The 14,372-nt window shown below is 45.3% G+C and carries 15 protein-coding genes and 1 pseudogene; 10 read left to right on the top strand and 6 right to left on the bottom strand.

The window, feature by feature from the left end; all coding sequences use genetic code 11:
- Positions 1-73: 73 nt before the first annotated feature.
- Complete coding sequence (locus tag PCH05_RS11475) at positions 74-1,591, bottom strand: carboxypeptidase M32 (protein WP_127602521.1); 1,518 nt, start codon at positions 1,589-1,591, stop codon at positions 74-76.
- Positions 1,592-1,719: 128 nt separating this feature from the next.
- On the opposite strand from PCH05_RS11475, the gene PCH05_RS11470 reads away from it, so the two are divergent.
- From PCH05_RS11470 to PCH05_RS11450, 5 genes are all read left to right on the top strand, one after another.
- Positions 1,720-2,055, top strand: coding sequence for an iron-sulfur cluster biosynthesis family protein (locus PCH05_RS11470; RefSeq protein ID WP_164766627.1), 336 nt, complete (start codon positions 1,720-1,722; stop codon positions 2,053-2,055).
- A 25-nt stretch (positions 2,056-2,080) separates the two neighbouring features.
- The gene (locus PCH05_RS11465; RefSeq protein ID WP_127602519.1) at positions 2,081-2,644 is read left to right on the top strand and encodes a beta-class carbonic anhydrase; all 564 of its coding nucleotides are present in this window, start codon (positions 2,081-2,083) and stop codon (positions 2,642-2,644) included.
- A 144-nt stretch (positions 2,645-2,788) separates the two neighbouring features.
- Entirely contained in the window at positions 2,789-3,349 is a 561-nt protein-coding gene (locus tag PCH05_RS11460) for a PadR family transcriptional regulator (protein ID WP_127602518.1), read from the top strand.
- A 177-nt stretch (positions 3,350-3,526) separates the two neighbouring features.
- Positions 3,527-3,973 carry a hypothetical protein gene (locus PCH05_RS11455; protein ID WP_127602532.1) on the top strand — a complete coding sequence of 149 codons (447 nt, stop codon included), beginning with the start codon at positions 3,527-3,529 and terminating at the stop codon, positions 3,971-3,973.
- A gap of 3 nt (positions 3,974-3,976) precedes the next feature.
- Positions 3,977-4,279: a YxcD family protein gene (locus PCH05_RS11450; RefSeq protein WP_127602517.1), complete on the top strand. Its 303-nt coding sequence runs from the start codon at positions 3,977-3,979 to the stop codon at positions 4,277-4,279.
- 97 nt (positions 4,280-4,376) lie between these two features.
- On the opposite strand, the gene PCH05_RS11445 is transcribed toward PCH05_RS11450, so the two are convergent.
- From PCH05_RS11445 to PCH05_RS11435, 4 genes and pseudogenes are all read right to left on the bottom strand, one after another.
- A complete protein-coding gene (locus PCH05_RS11445; RefSeq protein ID WP_174806254.1) occupies positions 4,377-6,275 on the bottom strand; it encodes a thioredoxin domain-containing protein in 1,899 nt (632 codons plus the stop codon).
- Positions 6,276-6,312: 37 nt separating this feature from the next.
- The gene (locus PCH05_RS27900) at positions 6,313-6,486 is read right to left on the bottom strand and encodes a DUF255 domain-containing protein (RefSeq protein ID WP_174806253.1); all 174 of its coding nucleotides are present in this window, start codon (positions 6,484-6,486) and stop codon (positions 6,313-6,315) included.
- A 181-nt stretch (positions 6,487-6,667) separates the two neighbouring features.
- Positions 6,668-6,919 (bottom strand): annotated as a pseudogene (locus tag PCH05_RS11440) (YolD-like family protein).
- A gap of 45 nt (positions 6,920-6,964) precedes the next feature.
- Positions 6,965-7,150, bottom strand: coding sequence for a hypothetical protein (locus tag PCH05_RS11435; protein ID WP_127602516.1), 186 nt, complete (start codon positions 7,148-7,150; stop codon positions 6,965-6,967).
- 234 nt (positions 7,151-7,384) lie between these two features.
- Between PCH05_RS11435 and PCH05_RS11430 the strand changes: the two genes are divergently transcribed.
- The 3 genes from PCH05_RS11430 (at position 7,385) to PCH05_RS11420 (ending at position 10,399) form a co-directional block, all read left to right on the top strand.
- Positions 7,385-9,583 (top strand): S-layer homology domain-containing protein, encoded by a 2,199-nt coding sequence (locus PCH05_RS11430; protein WP_127602515.1) that lies wholly within the window; start codon positions 7,385-7,387, stop codon positions 9,581-9,583.
- A 236-nt stretch (positions 9,584-9,819) separates the two neighbouring features.
- Positions 9,820-9,942: a dihydroorotate dehydrogenase gene (locus tag PCH05_RS11425; protein WP_127602514.1), complete on the top strand. Its 123-nt coding sequence runs from the start codon at positions 9,820-9,822 to the stop codon at positions 9,940-9,942.
- 253 nt (positions 9,943-10,195) lie between these two features.
- Positions 10,196-10,399: a DUF6199 family natural product biosynthesis protein gene (locus PCH05_RS11420; protein ID WP_127602513.1), complete on the top strand. Its 204-nt coding sequence runs from the start codon at positions 10,196-10,198 to the stop codon at positions 10,397-10,399.
- A gap of 399 nt (positions 10,400-10,798) precedes the next feature.
- On the opposite strand, the gene PCH05_RS11415 is transcribed toward PCH05_RS11420, so the two are convergent.
- Positions 10,799-11,644: a hypothetical protein gene (locus PCH05_RS11415; protein ID WP_127602512.1), complete on the bottom strand. Its 846-nt coding sequence runs from the start codon at positions 11,642-11,644 to the stop codon at positions 10,799-10,801.
- Positions 11,645-12,160: 516 nt separating this feature from the next.
- On the opposite strand from PCH05_RS11415, the gene PCH05_RS11410 reads away from it, so the two are divergent.
- Both PCH05_RS11410 and PCH05_RS11405 read left to right on the top strand, forming a co-directional pair.
- Positions 12,161-13,009, top strand: a complete 849-nt coding sequence (locus PCH05_RS11410) for a hypothetical protein (protein WP_127602511.1) — start codon at positions 12,161-12,163, stop codon at positions 13,007-13,009.
- A gap of 193 nt (positions 13,010-13,202) precedes the next feature.
- Complete coding sequence (locus tag PCH05_RS11405) at positions 13,203-14,051, top strand: hypothetical protein (RefSeq protein WP_127602510.1); 849 nt, start codon at positions 13,203-13,205, stop codon at positions 14,049-14,051.
- Positions 14,052-14,372: the final 321 nt, after the last annotated feature.

The following is a 14,372-nucleotide window of genomic DNA, read 5'->3' as shown; positions in this document are numbered from 1 at the left end:
CTGAAGTTTTTCTTGCGATGATAGAATGGTTCAGCTTCGCTGAAATTTATAAATTCTATAATCTTTAAAAAGCCTACAGCTTATAAATATCCTTGTATTTCTCTTCCAGGTAGTCTGCCAAATAATCCGGATTCAGCTCCTCGCCGGTCACCTGCATAATGATCTCTGCCGGCGTCAGGCTCTTGCCGAAGCGATAGATTTTCTCGGTCAGCCATTCCTTGATCGGAATCAGGTTGCCTTCGCGGATATACTGATCCAGCTCAGGCAGCTCTTTTCTCATCGTATTCATGATTTGAGCCGCGTACATATTTCCGAGGGAGTAGGAAGCAAAATAACCAAAGCTGCCTCCGGACCAGTGAACGTCCTGCAGTACGCCCAGACTGTCGTTAGGAGGCGTGATGCCCAGATACTGCTGGTACTTCTCATTCCATACTCTAGGCAGATCCTTCACTTCAAGTCCTTCATTAAAAATCATTTTCTCGATTTCATAACGGATAATGATATGAAGGTTGTACGTGAGCTCATCCGATTCGATTCGGATCAGGGAGTTTTCTACGCGGTTCACGGCACGGTAGAAATCTTCAAGCGCAACATTTTGGAGCTGCTGCGGGAAATGCTTTTGCAGATCGGGATAGTAGCGCTCCCAGAAGGCACGGCTGCGGCCGATAATATTTTCCCACAAGCGGGACTGGGATTCATGGATGCCCATGGATGTACCTGTCGCCAGCGGCGTTCCGGCCAGATCCTTGCTGATGTTCTGCTCGTAGAGGGCATGCCCGCCTTCATGAAGCGAGCTGAACAGCGCGCTGGTCACGTCATCCTGGATATAATGCGTCGTGATCCGGACATCGCCTGAATTCAAGCCTGTCGCAAACGGATGAACGCTCTCGTCCAGACGGCCCGCTTCAAAATCATAGCCCATTTGCCCAAGAATAAAGAGGCCCATTTTCTCCTGCTGCTCTTGTTCGAAAATCTGATCCAGGAACGTCGTGTCCGGCTTGTTCGGGGACTCTTGAATTGCAGCCACCAGCGGCACCAGTCGATTGCGCAAACGTCCGAATACTTCGTCCAGCTTGTCCACGGTGAGATCCGGCTCAAACTTGTCGAGCAATGTATCGTATGTCGTGCCTTTGACGCCCCAATACTGAATCAGTTCTTTCAGCATATCTACGATTTTGGTCAAATTCGGTTCAAAGGAAGCGAAATCATTGTTTGCCTTCGCGTCTTCCCAAAGGGTCTCCGTATGTGCTGTCAGTACAGAGAACTCCTCGATTTTCTTCGCCGGGATGCTGCGGTTCTCGTCATATTCCTTTTTGAGTTCCTTCACGACGCGACGGGTCGTTTCATCCAGTTCGCTGTCGACTTCCGGGCTAGTAAAATAGGATATGTACTCACCCATTTCGTCCGAGACCTGCAGCTTGAACTGCTCGCCTGCCAGGGTTCCGATCACGCCAGACCGGAGCTCGGCACCTTTACGAGGCGCCCCGGTGCGCAGATCCCAGTGCATCAGGGAAATCGCTTCCGTATATGCTTGTATTTTGTGAACCAGCTCCATAAATGTTTCCAATTTTGCTTTGATTTCGTTATTCATTCCAAGACTCACCTCGCTACGTATTTTCGTCCTACCTCTTGATGATACTTTTTGCAGAAAGTATAATCAATATTTAATACGAATCGTTCGTCTTCAAACCTCAATAAGGATAAAAGGAGGCCATGACCGTGAATATTCAAATCACCGAACGAGCAGAAGCGTTTCTACGGCAACAAATCGGCAACAAGTCTTCGCCGGTCAGGCTAGTCTTTGATTCCGAGGGCTGCGGCTGCGGAGTGAATGGTATACCGGCATTGTGGATACTTTCCGCTCCGGACGTTAACGACATGACGATACATAGCAACACAGTGCCGTTCGTAATCAACCGGATTCATGCCGTATACTTTGAAGAAAACCTGTATCTGGATTCCGAGGCGGGCTACCCTTCCTTCCGGTTATCAGGTGACAGCCAGCTCTATGGACAGAATGTAAGACTGCTGGACAAGCGCGAAGACGAATCATAAATCCTTGAAAGGTTGTGTGTGTACTATGAGCCACGTTTCAGAAATTTTGGAGTTTAACCGTCAATTTGTGGAAGAGAAGCAGTATGAACAATACTTGACAGGCAAGTTCCCCGATAAAAAGCTGGTCATCATCACCTGCATGGATACCCGTCTGGTGGAGCTGCTTCCAAAAGCCATGAATCTGAAGAACGGCGATGTTAAAATCATTAAAATTGCCGGCGCGATCGTCTCCCATCCCTTCGGCAGCGTGATGCGCAGCATTCTGGTTGCCCTGTACGAGCTGAGCGCTGACGAAGTCATCGTTGTCGGACATACCGACTGCGGCATGGCAGCCCTAAATGCCGACCATATGATTCAGGAGATCCGCAGCCGCGGCGTTTCCGAGGAAGTGCTGTCCACCCTTGAAAATTCCGGCATTAAGCTGGATTCTTGGCTGCAGGGCTTCGAAAACATCAAAGAAGGCGTCAAGGGAACCGTCAATCTAATCAAAAAGCACCCTCTCCTGCCTGGAGATGTACCGGTTCATGGCATGATTATCGATCCGAACACCGGCTCGCTGGATCTGGTCGTAGACGGTTACGAAAAATAATTCACAAAAAAATCACTTTACAAATGATCAAAAAAACACGGGTACGGGTACCCGTGTTTTTTTATGTGCTTTGGTTGCAAAACCATACAGTTTAAGTGTACACTTTTTGTTGAAAGAACATAACACGTATGGGAGACATTGCGAATGAATACGTTATCCTATGGATTATTGGCTTTTTTGGCAAGGGAACCTGGTTCCGGCTATGACGTAATGCTCAAAATCCAGCCGTTCTGGCAGGCCAAGCATAGCCAAATTTATCCTCTTCTCGCACAAATGGAGGAAAATGAACTTTTAACCTCTCATTGGGTCAAGCAATCCGAAAAGCCCGACAAGAAAATTTACTCGATTACCGAGAGAGGCATCCGAAAACTGAAGGAATGGATGTATATGCCCCTTCCAGACCCGATTACGAGGGACGAGCTCTCTATGAAAACGTTCTGCATGTGGATGACCGACCGAGACAACGCGATCGAAATCGTGGAGACGAGAAAAGCTTATTTTACGCGCAGGCTCGAAACCTTCCACAAAATGCTGCAAAACATTCCTGAGGATAAACGATCATTCGGCAATCGCGAATTCTATGATTATATTCTCATCCAAAAGGGAATATTTAATGCAACGGCCGGTCAGGATTGGTGCAACTGGGTGCTGGGAATGCTGCGGGAGCAGAAGGCTAACGATATCCCCGTTCTTCCTGTGCAGTAAACCGCCTCATCCACAGTTCGTAGATCCAAGAAAGAAATGCTTTTTATTCCTGCCCGCAGAAATTTAAACTGTTTTATATTTTTTTATCAAAAAATGAAACTTTAAGATACTTAGTCCGTAAAGAATAGTAGGCACTTCAAAAGCCAGCATAATACTCAGGAGGTATTTCACTACATGATGAACAAATCGTTGAAGAAATGGATCATGGTAATCATGGCATTTACGTTCTTCTTCGCAATTTCGGTTCCGGCGGATCAAGCGGATGCGAGACGCGCCGGCGGTGGTGGCTTCAAATCCGGCAAAAGCTCCTTCACCAACACGCCGAAAAAATCGACGACGACGGATAACGTTAAAAAGTCGACCAACACAAGCAACAACTCCACTGCAGGCACAACGGCCAAGCGCGGATTTTTCAGCGGCGGCGGATTCATGAAAGGCTTGATGATCGGCGGTCTTGCCGGCATGCTGTTCGGCGGAATGTTCGGTAACATGGGCTTCCTCGGGAACGTATTCGGATTAATCATCAACCTGCTTGCCATCTATGTTGTCGTATCCCTTGTCATTGCGGCCGTCAGGGCTTTCAAGAACCGACGGAAACCGGACACGCGTAACGGACGGTACTAAGCGATGGTCATACTCACGATGGATGAAATCATTAACGCCATTTGCCTGCATATGGCTGAGCGCAAACGGATCCGTCCCCAGGACGTCGAAGTCGAGCTGTTGTGGGATGAAGACACGGGCTATTCCGCCGAAGTTTGGACCGAAGGCCGCAGCCAGTATCTTGTCGAAGCCAACATGATCGAAGCCATTATGCGCTATCTCCAGAGCGAATATAACATTCGCGCCTACCGTGAACAGATTACACTGGATCTGGATGAAGAAATCACGGCACAGGTTGACGTGGATCTGCAGCAAACGTCTTATTAATATAGAAGCAAATGAAGCTTGGACGAAATATCGTCCAAGCTTCTTTTGTTTCTGACTACGTGCTCCAGCCATGCCGTAAACAGCGCTGCATAGAAAGCTATACCGACTCCTCCAAAGCCTCACGCAGCGCCTCCAGCGTTGTCACCGGTTCCTTGCAGCTGAAATGCTCGCAGATATAAACCGCGGCTTGGCCGGATACCGGCTTCATCTCCCGGATATGGGGAAGAAGCTCACGCAGCCCCTCTCCTGCCTCTCCTTCCCAATGAATCAGGACGGATGCCCCCGGCAAATACGCTTGCTGCACGGCGGAGATCATTTCCTGCATGACAATGTCGTCCCGGCTGCCGCTGAGCACGATCTCCCTCCCGCCCTGGAACGGCTGCATCGCTGCCAGCAAATACATGGCATATCCCATCGGGTATTGCTCCGCTGTGCCTGCAAAGACCTGCAGCTGCTTATCCACGATGGCCTTCAGTGCAGAATCCTGCGTCATCGCAGCCAGCTTCCCGAGCTGCAGGGCAGCCACAGAATTGCCCGACGGCAGGGCTCCGTCGTAAATTTCTTTGGAGCGGCTCAATAACGCTTCTCCCTGCTTGCTGCTGAAATAAAAGCCTCCGTCCGCTTCATCCCAAAAATCCTCGATCATGATATCTTTCAGCGTGAGGGCTCTCTTCAAATATTCAACCTGACCTGTCGCCTCATACAGCTCAATAAGCCCCCACATCAGAAAGGCATAGTCATCCAGGTACCCGGTAAAAGCAGCATCTCCATCACGGTATCTGGCCAGCAATCGGCCATCCGGCTGCCTCATTCTGGACCAGATGAGGTCGGCTGCTGTACCCGCGGCTTTCGAGTAAGCCGGATTTTGCATGACTTTCGCCGCTTTCGCAAAAGCCGCGATCATAAGCCCGTTCCAAGATGTCAGTACCTTGTCATCCTTGAAAGGATGTACACGCTGCTCGCGGTACGCAAACAGTTTCTCCCTGGACTCTTCCAGCTGTGTCGTCAATCCCAGCAGATTCAGGTTTCGTTCCTCCGCATAAGTCCGAGACATGGCCTGAATCAGATTCGGAATGCTGCTCCCTTCGAAATTCCCTTCCGGCGTAATGTCATAAATATGACAGTACGTATGCATGTCCTCTAGATCAAGCGCTGCCTCCACGTCCTCGCGGGTGAACAGATAGAACTTACCTTCAACCCCTTCTGAGTCGGCATCCTCCGCAGAGTAGAAAGCCCCTTCCGGTGATGTCATGTCCCGCTGAATATACGTCAGCACATGCTCCGCCACCTCGGCCCACAGGCGATTGTCGGTTAGCTGGTAGCCTTCGAGGTATGCCATGACGAGCAGCGCGTTATCATACAGCATCTTCTCAAAATGGGGAACCAGCCATTTCTCATCCGTCGAGTACCGGGCAAAGCCAAATCCGACATGATCATACATGCCGCCGCGGTACATGCCTTCCAAGGTCTTTTCGGCCATCTGCAGTGCTTCTCTCCGGTCGTACATTTGTGAGTAAGCCATCAGGAAAAGCAAATGATGCGGTGTCGGAAACTTCGGTTCGGACCCGAAACCTCCATACACCGGATCAAACGTCCGCATGTAATGCTCGAAAGCCTTGTCGAACACATCTTCATCCAGAACGCCATGCTGCGGTTTCGACAAATGACCGTTAATTTGCTGCATAATATCGTCGCTGACTTCTAGGATTTGTTCAGGATTGTCCGCCCATTTTTGCAGAAGCTGTCCGAGCACCTCCATCAGCCCCATTCTGCCGTACATTTGTCGTTTGGGAAAATACGTACCCGCGAAAAAAGGCTTTTTGTCCGGCGTCAGCAGAACCGTGAGCGGCCATCCGCCCGAGCCTGTCAGCGCCTGGCATACCGACATGTACAGATTATCGATGTCCGGACGTTCCTCCCGGTCCACCTTGATCGCAACATAATGTTCGTTCAAAAGCGCCGCCACCTCTTTGTCTTCGAAGGATTCGCGCTCCATGACATGACACCAATGGCAAGTAGATTGTTAAGCCCAACTAGGAATAGCCTACAGACAAAAATACAGGCTTGCCTTCCCGCTTCGCTTTGCTGAACGCCTCCTCGCCCCAAGCCATCCAGTTGACGGGATTATGGGCATGTTGAAGCAGATAGGGGGATTTCTCATGTATTAATTGATTCGTGTATTGGTGTTTAACGGTTTCATCGCGCATGGGATCATCTCTCTTCACTTTAATTTTGGGGTAAACAAAAAGGAGTCTTCAGCGACTCCTCTATATTTTACCCATTTTCTTCAATTCGTTATAGCTTATTTTAGTTTATTTCGAGCTTCAACGGATGGTTTATTTATTTTTATAAGACTTGTATTTCATCAATCACTGACCTCATGGAATTTTAGTCTCGCGGATAGTTAACTTCCATAATGTCCATAAACGGCACCTTTGTTATAACGCCATTTTTCTTCATATGAACCTTCCCTGTCCGAGAATCCATTTGGTCTATTTGTCCTCTTACAGTCTCTTCCCAGCCTCACACCGTAAGCACAATCACTGATTCTTCTTGATATGCCTCTGTGAGCTGATTGCCGAGCTCTTCTAATACAAATTCATCTCTTGTTGGTCTCTTTGCAACTTTCGCTTTTGCCATAGTAGATCCCCTCCTGGTGCAGCGACCATAATAGCTTCAATTATATCATAAATTACCTTTTTGAGGGTTCCACACAGGAACAAATGTTTTTGAAACCAATAACAATTCTTCGATCTCGTCATACATCCTCTGTTCATCAGCCATTCGTTTCTCCCGATTTTCCGCGATGATTTCTTTCATGGTTTTCTCACGTTGAAATGGAATGATATTGTCTTCCTGATCTTTAAGCATGATCGATCACCTCATGATTAGGATATCCATCCGCTGCTGGAGACGTTCACAGTATTCATTCAAGGGGATTTCATTAGCATCTTCGTTATTTCAAAAATCTGTATCGAGATCCGCTGCCGAGTTTTATCTCCACTTAAAGATATTGTTCAGAATCGGTTCAGAAAAATACCATACAATAAATTGACACATTTTGTCGATCAATGTGTTGTCAATTTTTATAGGGGGAAAAAATACATGGGTAAGAAACAGAAATTCCAAAAGAAATCGATCACCATCATTTCAACTGCTCTCCTCTTCGGCGCGATGGTACCGCAAGCATTCGCTGCCAGCACGTTCAATGACATCTCAAATTCTTATGCCAAGGATGCTATACTTCAGTTGGCGGAAAAAGGAATCATTAATGGTGTATCAACGGGTCTGTTTGATCCAAAAGGTGTAATTCTACGTCAGGATTTTGCCGTTATTCTTGCGAAGGCATTAAACTTAGACGTGAGTAAACCTCCATCTATTCCAACTTTTTCAGATGTTCCAGCGGATCACTATGCATATAAATATGTGGAAGCAGCTGCACATGCCGGTCTTATCAATGGGCGTGGGGGTGGCCTCTTTGGCAAGGGGACGACATTATCACGTCAGGATATGGCTGTCATTTTTGTTAGATCACTGGGGGTAGATACAACAGGCTATGCAGCCAAGCTTACTTTTTCTGATAAAGATGCGATTTCCGAATATGCAAAGGATGCAGTAGGCTATGCTGTTGCGGCTAGGCTAATTCAAGGAACAGGCGGTAATGCTTTTAATCCTCTAGGAGTAGCTAATCGTCAGGATGTAGCATCGGTTGCATACAAATTCTTAGTGCATCAAACTGAATTAGCAAAGCCAGAGCCAAGTCCTGAACCAACTCCTAACCCGACGCCTACACCAAGCCCAGTACCAACACTAAATCCTGTGCCAAACCCTGGACCATCACCAAATCCAGTTCCTCTTCCGGTAAATAACCATGCTCCCGTTGCTAGTTTAATTGATGCAAAATCAATTAATATAGATCAACACGTGAATGTACTTAATGTAGCCAGTGTTTTTACGGATAGAGATGGAGACATGTTAACATATTCTGCAAGCTCTTCAAATCCGAATGTTGCTACTGTTTCATTCGACGGAAATGATGTGTATGTGTCGGGAATACGTGTGGGCTCATGCACAATTACATTAACTGCTGACGATCGAAGAGGCGGGGTAGCAGCTACAACGTTTGTTTTAAATGTAACTCAATCTCCGCAACAAGCAGCAATAGATAAAATTGACGGTATAAGCAAAAACGGAGATGCAAGTGAAATAACTTTAAATGATATTAACAACGCATTATTAGGGAAATCAGTCTCTATCTTGGAGGGGAATTTAGAAGTCTACAGAGATGCAATAAGCCGTGCGGAGGATTTGGAATTCAATTCTGCTGATAAAATCGCGGAGATGGTTACTGATGTAAATGCTACTCTTGACAAAGAAGTAACAACAGGAATAACTGTTGGCGGAGCTATTCTTAAATATCATTTACTAATCGATCCTATGGAGTTTAATGTAGCGAGTGCAAGTAAAGTTATTTCGTTTGCTACACCGATGGATGATCCTTTCACCAATTCTAATATTTATTCGATAATGAAAAAAACGGCGGGATATGGTTCGAAGTACTTCTTCAATATTCCTACATCCACTCCTCTGAACCTGAAAATTGGCAAGGCAGGAGATTATCAGGTTCTATTTATCTATGTTGATCAGGATAAAAAAAGTGTAGGTTACTCGGTGCATAATCACATTACAGTGAAAGATATCAATCATATTCCTGTGATTAATCATACATGGGCTGCCCCCAGCTTTTTGGTAGGTACTGACAAACCATTGGACTTAACAGGACTATTTACGGATGAAGATGAGAACGATACATTAACCTATTCAATTGAAGCATTAGATCCAGAAGTAGCAGATGTAACTCCTGGAGAAGCAACTGAACAACCTACAATTCATCCGGTGGCTGCTGGAAATGCACAATTTAAAGTTATGGTCAGTGATGGGCATGGGGGTACAAATGAAACAACGATCTCTGTGGCAATCCATCAACCTAACGGCACCGGAGGAGAGAATGCCACGTTAGATATAAAAGACCTAACGCTCTATGGTTATCTGACGGATTCAATACTGTTACAATATACTTCAGTTCAGGGAGCTACATCAGAAGTGATACAGCAGTCATTGAATGGAATGGATTGGGTAGAGGCCTCAACGAGCGGAATACTACCAATTGATAATGTTACTTTTATCGATGTACAAGATCTAATACAAGGCCAACATTATTATTTTAGAATGAAAGTATCAAATGATATGACAACTAGCTATTCAAATATCTATGAATATACTGTCCCTTCATTTCTAGAGTGATTGGGTGATAGAAAAACCTTAGTACAATAATACACAGCAGAATATTAACGCCGGATCAAAGCTCTTACTTCTCCATCTGTTTTTCAACTCATTATGATACTCACTGGAATCCTTTGGCATAAGGGTCTCTTATGTAATGCTGAGCAGATATGCGCAATGTTTGCCGTATAGCCCTTCCCCAATCCGGGATCATACATAAGATACTACGTAGACGAAAACAAGGAGGTATGGATGAGATGAGTGAAGTTGTAGGTGGAGTTGGCGCAGGATACGGATATGGTTTTGGTGGCGGAGGCATTGGCGCAATCCTGGTGCTGTTCATTCTGTTAGTTATTATTTCTAAAGCCTTTTTCTTCTAATCAAATCACCGGTAAGTAAGGCAGCAAAGAGGGGTGGCAATACGCGGAGTGAACCGAAGTGAATTGGTCTCCCCCTCTTCAATGGTTTGCTCTTTATTAATAAAATCCCATTCAACGTCTGTTGGATGGGATTTTTCTGATCGCATAACCATATCAGATATCTGCTGGATGAAACCAGATATTAACCTGGAACAAATTCCCTGAGGATGCGTATACATTTACATAGATAATCATCCGTTAAGGAGTTGAGAAAATGCTCATTTTCGCAGGATTGATATTTACGGTAATCGGCATCTTAAATATCGTCAACCCGAATTTCGCTTGGTATCTAAAAGAGGGCTGGAAGGTCGATGGCGATTCCGAACCAAGTGATTCCTATGTAGCCCTCACCAAATTAGGCGGCGTGATCGGAGTCGTGTTCGGCGTCATCCTGTTTATCACAGGAATCTTTTCTTAGAGCTCATTTCTAAAATGTGAACCGTGATTTCATACGAAACAATGCAGAGACTGCAGAAGCAATGCTGCAGTTTTTTGATTTTTTCTCTCTCATTAAGGCCACTATGGCCTGGCCAAATACAAACGGGATCATGCTATTCTTCAGATAGTATAGTATGATCCCCTTTCCTTTTATTACGACGATTTTATAAAATTCACGGAAAACATCGTAACGACCGTCAGAACGAGGAAAATTGTCAATATGGCAAACGGAATGGCGCTGATCGTTATCGCTGCGATGGCAAGCCCTCTTCCGGAAGTTGAACGCCTGGCGCTAATTCCGAGAAAAAAGCTCAGCGCATTCAAGAAATAAACAATAAAGAAAAACACGATGATTCCTGTCGGGTTCGAAAATTCCTCCTCATTTCTTGTATTTAGAAAATTGCACGGCATATTCGGCATACTCACTCGGCTTGCTTTTATCAAATACCTTAATGGTAGCCGGTTGACTAAAATCGATATCTTTGACTGAAAAATAGGATACTTTGAGACCGCCGTCCGTACTATTGTACGTTTTGACAGAACCGATCTCTTTGCCGTTTTGACTCAGTTGAACACCTAAGAGCCTGGCCCAGCCATCGCTAATATAGAATGAGAACGTTAATTTGTTATAATCGATGAATGCAGCCGCCTCGTCAACGCCTATCACTCGATCCTCGGATATGTACCTGTTTTGCGCAACCGTTGATATGATGCTATATGGCGTATCGATGAAAGCATTCATATATTCACCGATGCTGCCTAAATTTGAATACGTCTGTGGCAGCTCGAAAAAATGACCCTGCTGCATATTTTTGCCTTCATCAATCGCTGCCCGGATTTTATCGTCGGTGACATAATACATATAAGATGAAGAATTTGATGAAATCGTAGTTTCTTCTGTTTGCGGAGCTTCTGTAGACGGTGAGGTTTCTTTAACTTTTAAAGTTTCCTTCACTGAAGTCTCCTTCACTGAAGTCTCTTTCGTTGATGTTTCTTTCATTGAAGTTTCTTTGGCCGCTGTTTCTTGGGTTTTCACGGATTCTTTAGTTTCCACGGCTTCCTTCGCCGTCGTTTCGGCACTCGCCGTTTGCGAATTTTTCAGATCATGTGGAGCTGCTGAATTGGTGTCGCTGTTCCTTAAGGTATACATCACCGCTGCTGCAACCACTGCAAAGCAGAAGCACACGGTTAGAAGCAGTACCCCGATCATCCCTTTCGTTTTCATTTCTACCTCCTAAGATGTCTTTTTAAAAATGGTATGATATTCCTATCCGATTATACACTAACGATAGGTAATTAGTAACACTTTCTATAATAGTTTCCTATTTTCCTGATTTCAGGTTATATTCCTTCCCGTTTCGCAATCAATAATGGTATAATCTTCCTCTGCAGGAGGTGATGTCATGGATCCCGCAGGAAGTGCTGAATTTGTTTAAGGACATTCCCCTGGCATTTTAGACCGGAACATCTTTTATGTATAATAATTCGTGCCTTTAGCGAAGCTTGCCGAATCGTTGACTGGCGTTCTGTTCGGCGAAGGATGCTCCTTGCCGTCTCTTCCCGCCGTTTTCCTCCTGAATGATGGTATCTACGCAGAATATATGGTATGAGAAAACAAGCACCCTAATCGGTTGGATTCCCATCGTTGAATTACCCTATAGTAACTTTTATTGGAATTCGTTGACCCTCATGAGAACTGAATATATACTCACCCTATGGAATATTAAGGAGGTTATGACATATGGAAGGCAACGATGCGGCGCAACAGACGAATCCAGATACGCTGGAGACGATGCTCCGCATGGCTCATTCGTTTGGAAACTGGGACCATCTGATCAGCTTGGCCGATTCTTTATATGACATAGCGATGAATTCGTTCAATGGTTCCCAACCGAAGCACTGGAAGCAACAAAAACCCCCCATCTATTATTTGGGGCTGAGTTCCCTGATGAAAGGCATTGCGCTAAAAAAGAAAAAACAATTCGCAGAAGCTCTCACCTATATTGAAAAATATCGGGATCTCAGTTTATTTGCAGATGGCAGCGAAAAGGAAAGCCTCATCGTAGATAAATTCGCTTTTTACGCCAAAGCCAATAGCTATTCCTTACATATTTTATCCGGGGACCACCGCCAACTGTATGACTATGCTTCGTTCCTCAAGCAGCATCCCGCGGAAGCTTTGCCTGGTCTCATCTCCATTCTGGAAGGCGCAAATACGCATGATTTTCAAGTCGATGAGGTCATTGCCCCTTTGCTGGAGACGCTCTATCACACCATCCATGATGACATCCCTCCCGAGAAGCACCCATACTACTTCTACCCGTTGTATTTATTGTCCGTCTATTATTTTAAAAATCGCAGGTATGACAAGGCGATCGACAATGTGATTCAGCAGATGGAGTTTTCCGACAAAATCAATGATCATCTGCATTTCAAGAAGTCGGTTGCCCTGTTTGAAGAATGCAGAGGCCAGGCATCGCCGATCCAACTGGAAAGCTACCAGCGCATCTTAAAAAACTATCTCATGCAATTTCTCCTGAATGAAGAAGGCTTTTCGCTAGACTTTAGGATTGCCGAAAATACCAGCTAACACGCTTGATACAACCAACCGCCATCAGCCCTCACTTCGATAATCAAACTGCTTTTTACTCTTCATCCAGCACCTGTCAGAACAGCACTGAAAAAAAGGCTTTCCCGAGCCAAATTGTTCCTCTCTCATAATTGACCTGCCCTTAATTACCATATAGACTCAATGTATGATGCTTTAAAGGGAGGAGACCAAGTTGGAAACGGAGTTAGCATTAATTAAAAACAGCGCGGATTCTTTGGTATCTATGCTTCGTATGGCGTATTCCCTCGAAAATTGGGGCAACCTGATCATTTTGGCAGACGAATTGCTTAGCAGAGTGTATACTCCTTATCAAGAAAAATCCACTACCCAGATTCCTAAGACAGAGAAACCTCTGGTCTACTATATTGGCTATGGAAATCTCATGAAAGGCGTGGCCTACCAGAAGAAAAAGCGATATGAAGAAGCCAAAATTTGCATCGATAATTACAAAAACCTGGAATTTTTTTCGGACGGAAGCGAAAGTGATCAAAAAATCGTAGAGGATTTTAGCTTTTTCGCGAAAGCCAATACGTTTACCGTCGATATTTTATCCGGAAATACGGAACGCCTGGCGGAATATGCTCTGTTCATTCAAAAGTACCCCTCCGAGACGCTACCCGGACTAGTCACGATCTTGGAATGCGCCAACACGAACAATATCGATGTCGATGAGATTATCAAGCCTTTGTCCGATTATGTAACGAACCTGAAATATGATGATTTGAGCTCCACAGACTGCACTTACTATTTATCCATTCTTCATTTGCTGTCGATTTACTACTACAAACGGAGCTTATTTGAACCCGCTTTAAATTTCACTATACAGTCATTAATTATTTCTGATAAAATTGGTGATGACAAGCAGTTCAAAAAATCTGCTGCTCTTTTCGAAATCTGCAGACCGCGCGCTTTGCCGGAGCAGCTCGAAAGATACTACAAAATATTACAAGACTATTTGTTAGGAGTGATGAAGAATGAAGAATGTATTTCTCTCAACATTGTTGTTGCTGGGAATCGTTAGTGCAGGCGTTATTTCCGTGCCGACGGCATCCACAGGCATTCAGCCGCTGAACCACGGCGTTGGCTACGACGGCAAGTAAGCTTCGATTTTCCCACGGGCCGGGCTTTTAGATTGACATACATATTTTACAGGCAGCTGCGAACCCGGCCCTGGGAATCCATTTTCCCGCTCCCGCCCGACTTTTGATATCATCTCTTCTCCACTCTGCTATCTCCCCCAGTTATTCCCGATTTGTCCTTTGTCCCTTACATTTCGTTCCAGGTCTCCTTTTTGTTTTTCGCATCTTGTTGCAATTGCGACCCGTGCAGCTCCATTCAGCAG

Origin of the sequence: Paenibacillus chibensis (assembly GCF_004001045.1) — a bacterium.
Taxonomy (GTDB): Bacteria; Bacillota; Bacilli; order Paenibacillales; family Paenibacillaceae; genus Paenibacillus_AQ; species Paenibacillus_AQ chibensis.
Note: the sequence above shows the minus strand (reverse complement) of the source record. Positions and strands in the feature narration are given on the sequence as shown.

Excerpts from the sequence above, each read along its gene's own strand:
- PCH05_RS11475 (WP_127602521.1), bottom strand. The coding sequence starts at position 1,591 with ATGAATAACGAAATCAAAGCAAAATTGGAAACATTTATGGAGCTGGTT.
- PCH05_RS11465 (WP_127602519.1), top strand. The coding sequence starts at position 2,081 with ATGAGCCACGTTTCAGAAATTTTGGAGTTTAACCGTCAATTTGTGGAA.
- PCH05_RS11460 (WP_127602518.1), top strand. The coding sequence starts at position 2,789 with ATGAATACGTTATCCTATGGATTATTGGCTTTTTTGGCAAGGGAACCT.
- PCH05_RS11455 (WP_127602532.1), top strand. The coding sequence starts at position 3,527 with ATGAACAAATCGTTGAAGAAATGGATCATGGTAATCATGGCATTTACG.
- PCH05_RS11450 (WP_127602517.1), top strand. The coding sequence starts at position 3,977 with ATGGTCATACTCACGATGGATGAAATCATTAACGCCATTTGCCTGCAT.
- PCH05_RS11445 (WP_174806254.1), bottom strand. The coding sequence starts at position 6,275 with ATGGAGCGCGAATCCTTCGAAGACAAAGAGGTGGCGGCGCTTTTGAAC.
- PCH05_RS27900 (WP_174806253.1), bottom strand. The coding sequence starts at position 6,486 with ATGCGCGATGAAACCGTTAAACACCAATACACGAATCAATTAATACAT.
- PCH05_RS11435 (WP_127602516.1), bottom strand. The coding sequence starts at position 7,150 with ATGCTTAAAGATCAGGAAGACAATATCATTCCATTTCAACGTGAGAAA.
- PCH05_RS11430 (WP_127602515.1), top strand. The coding sequence starts at position 7,385 with ATGGGTAAGAAACAGAAATTCCAAAAGAAATCGATCACCATCATTTCA.
- PCH05_RS11425 (WP_127602514.1), top strand. The coding sequence starts at position 9,820 with ATGAGTGAAGTTGTAGGTGGAGTTGGCGCAGGATACGGATATGGTTTT.
- PCH05_RS11420 (WP_127602513.1), top strand. The coding sequence starts at position 10,196 with ATGCTCATTTTCGCAGGATTGATATTTACGGTAATCGGCATCTTAAAT.
- PCH05_RS11415 (WP_127602512.1), bottom strand. The coding sequence starts at position 11,644 with ATGAAAACGAAAGGGATGATCGGGGTACTGCTTCTAACCGTGTGCTTC.
- PCH05_RS11410 (WP_127602511.1), top strand. The coding sequence starts at position 12,161 with ATGGAAGGCAACGATGCGGCGCAACAGACGAATCCAGATACGCTGGAG.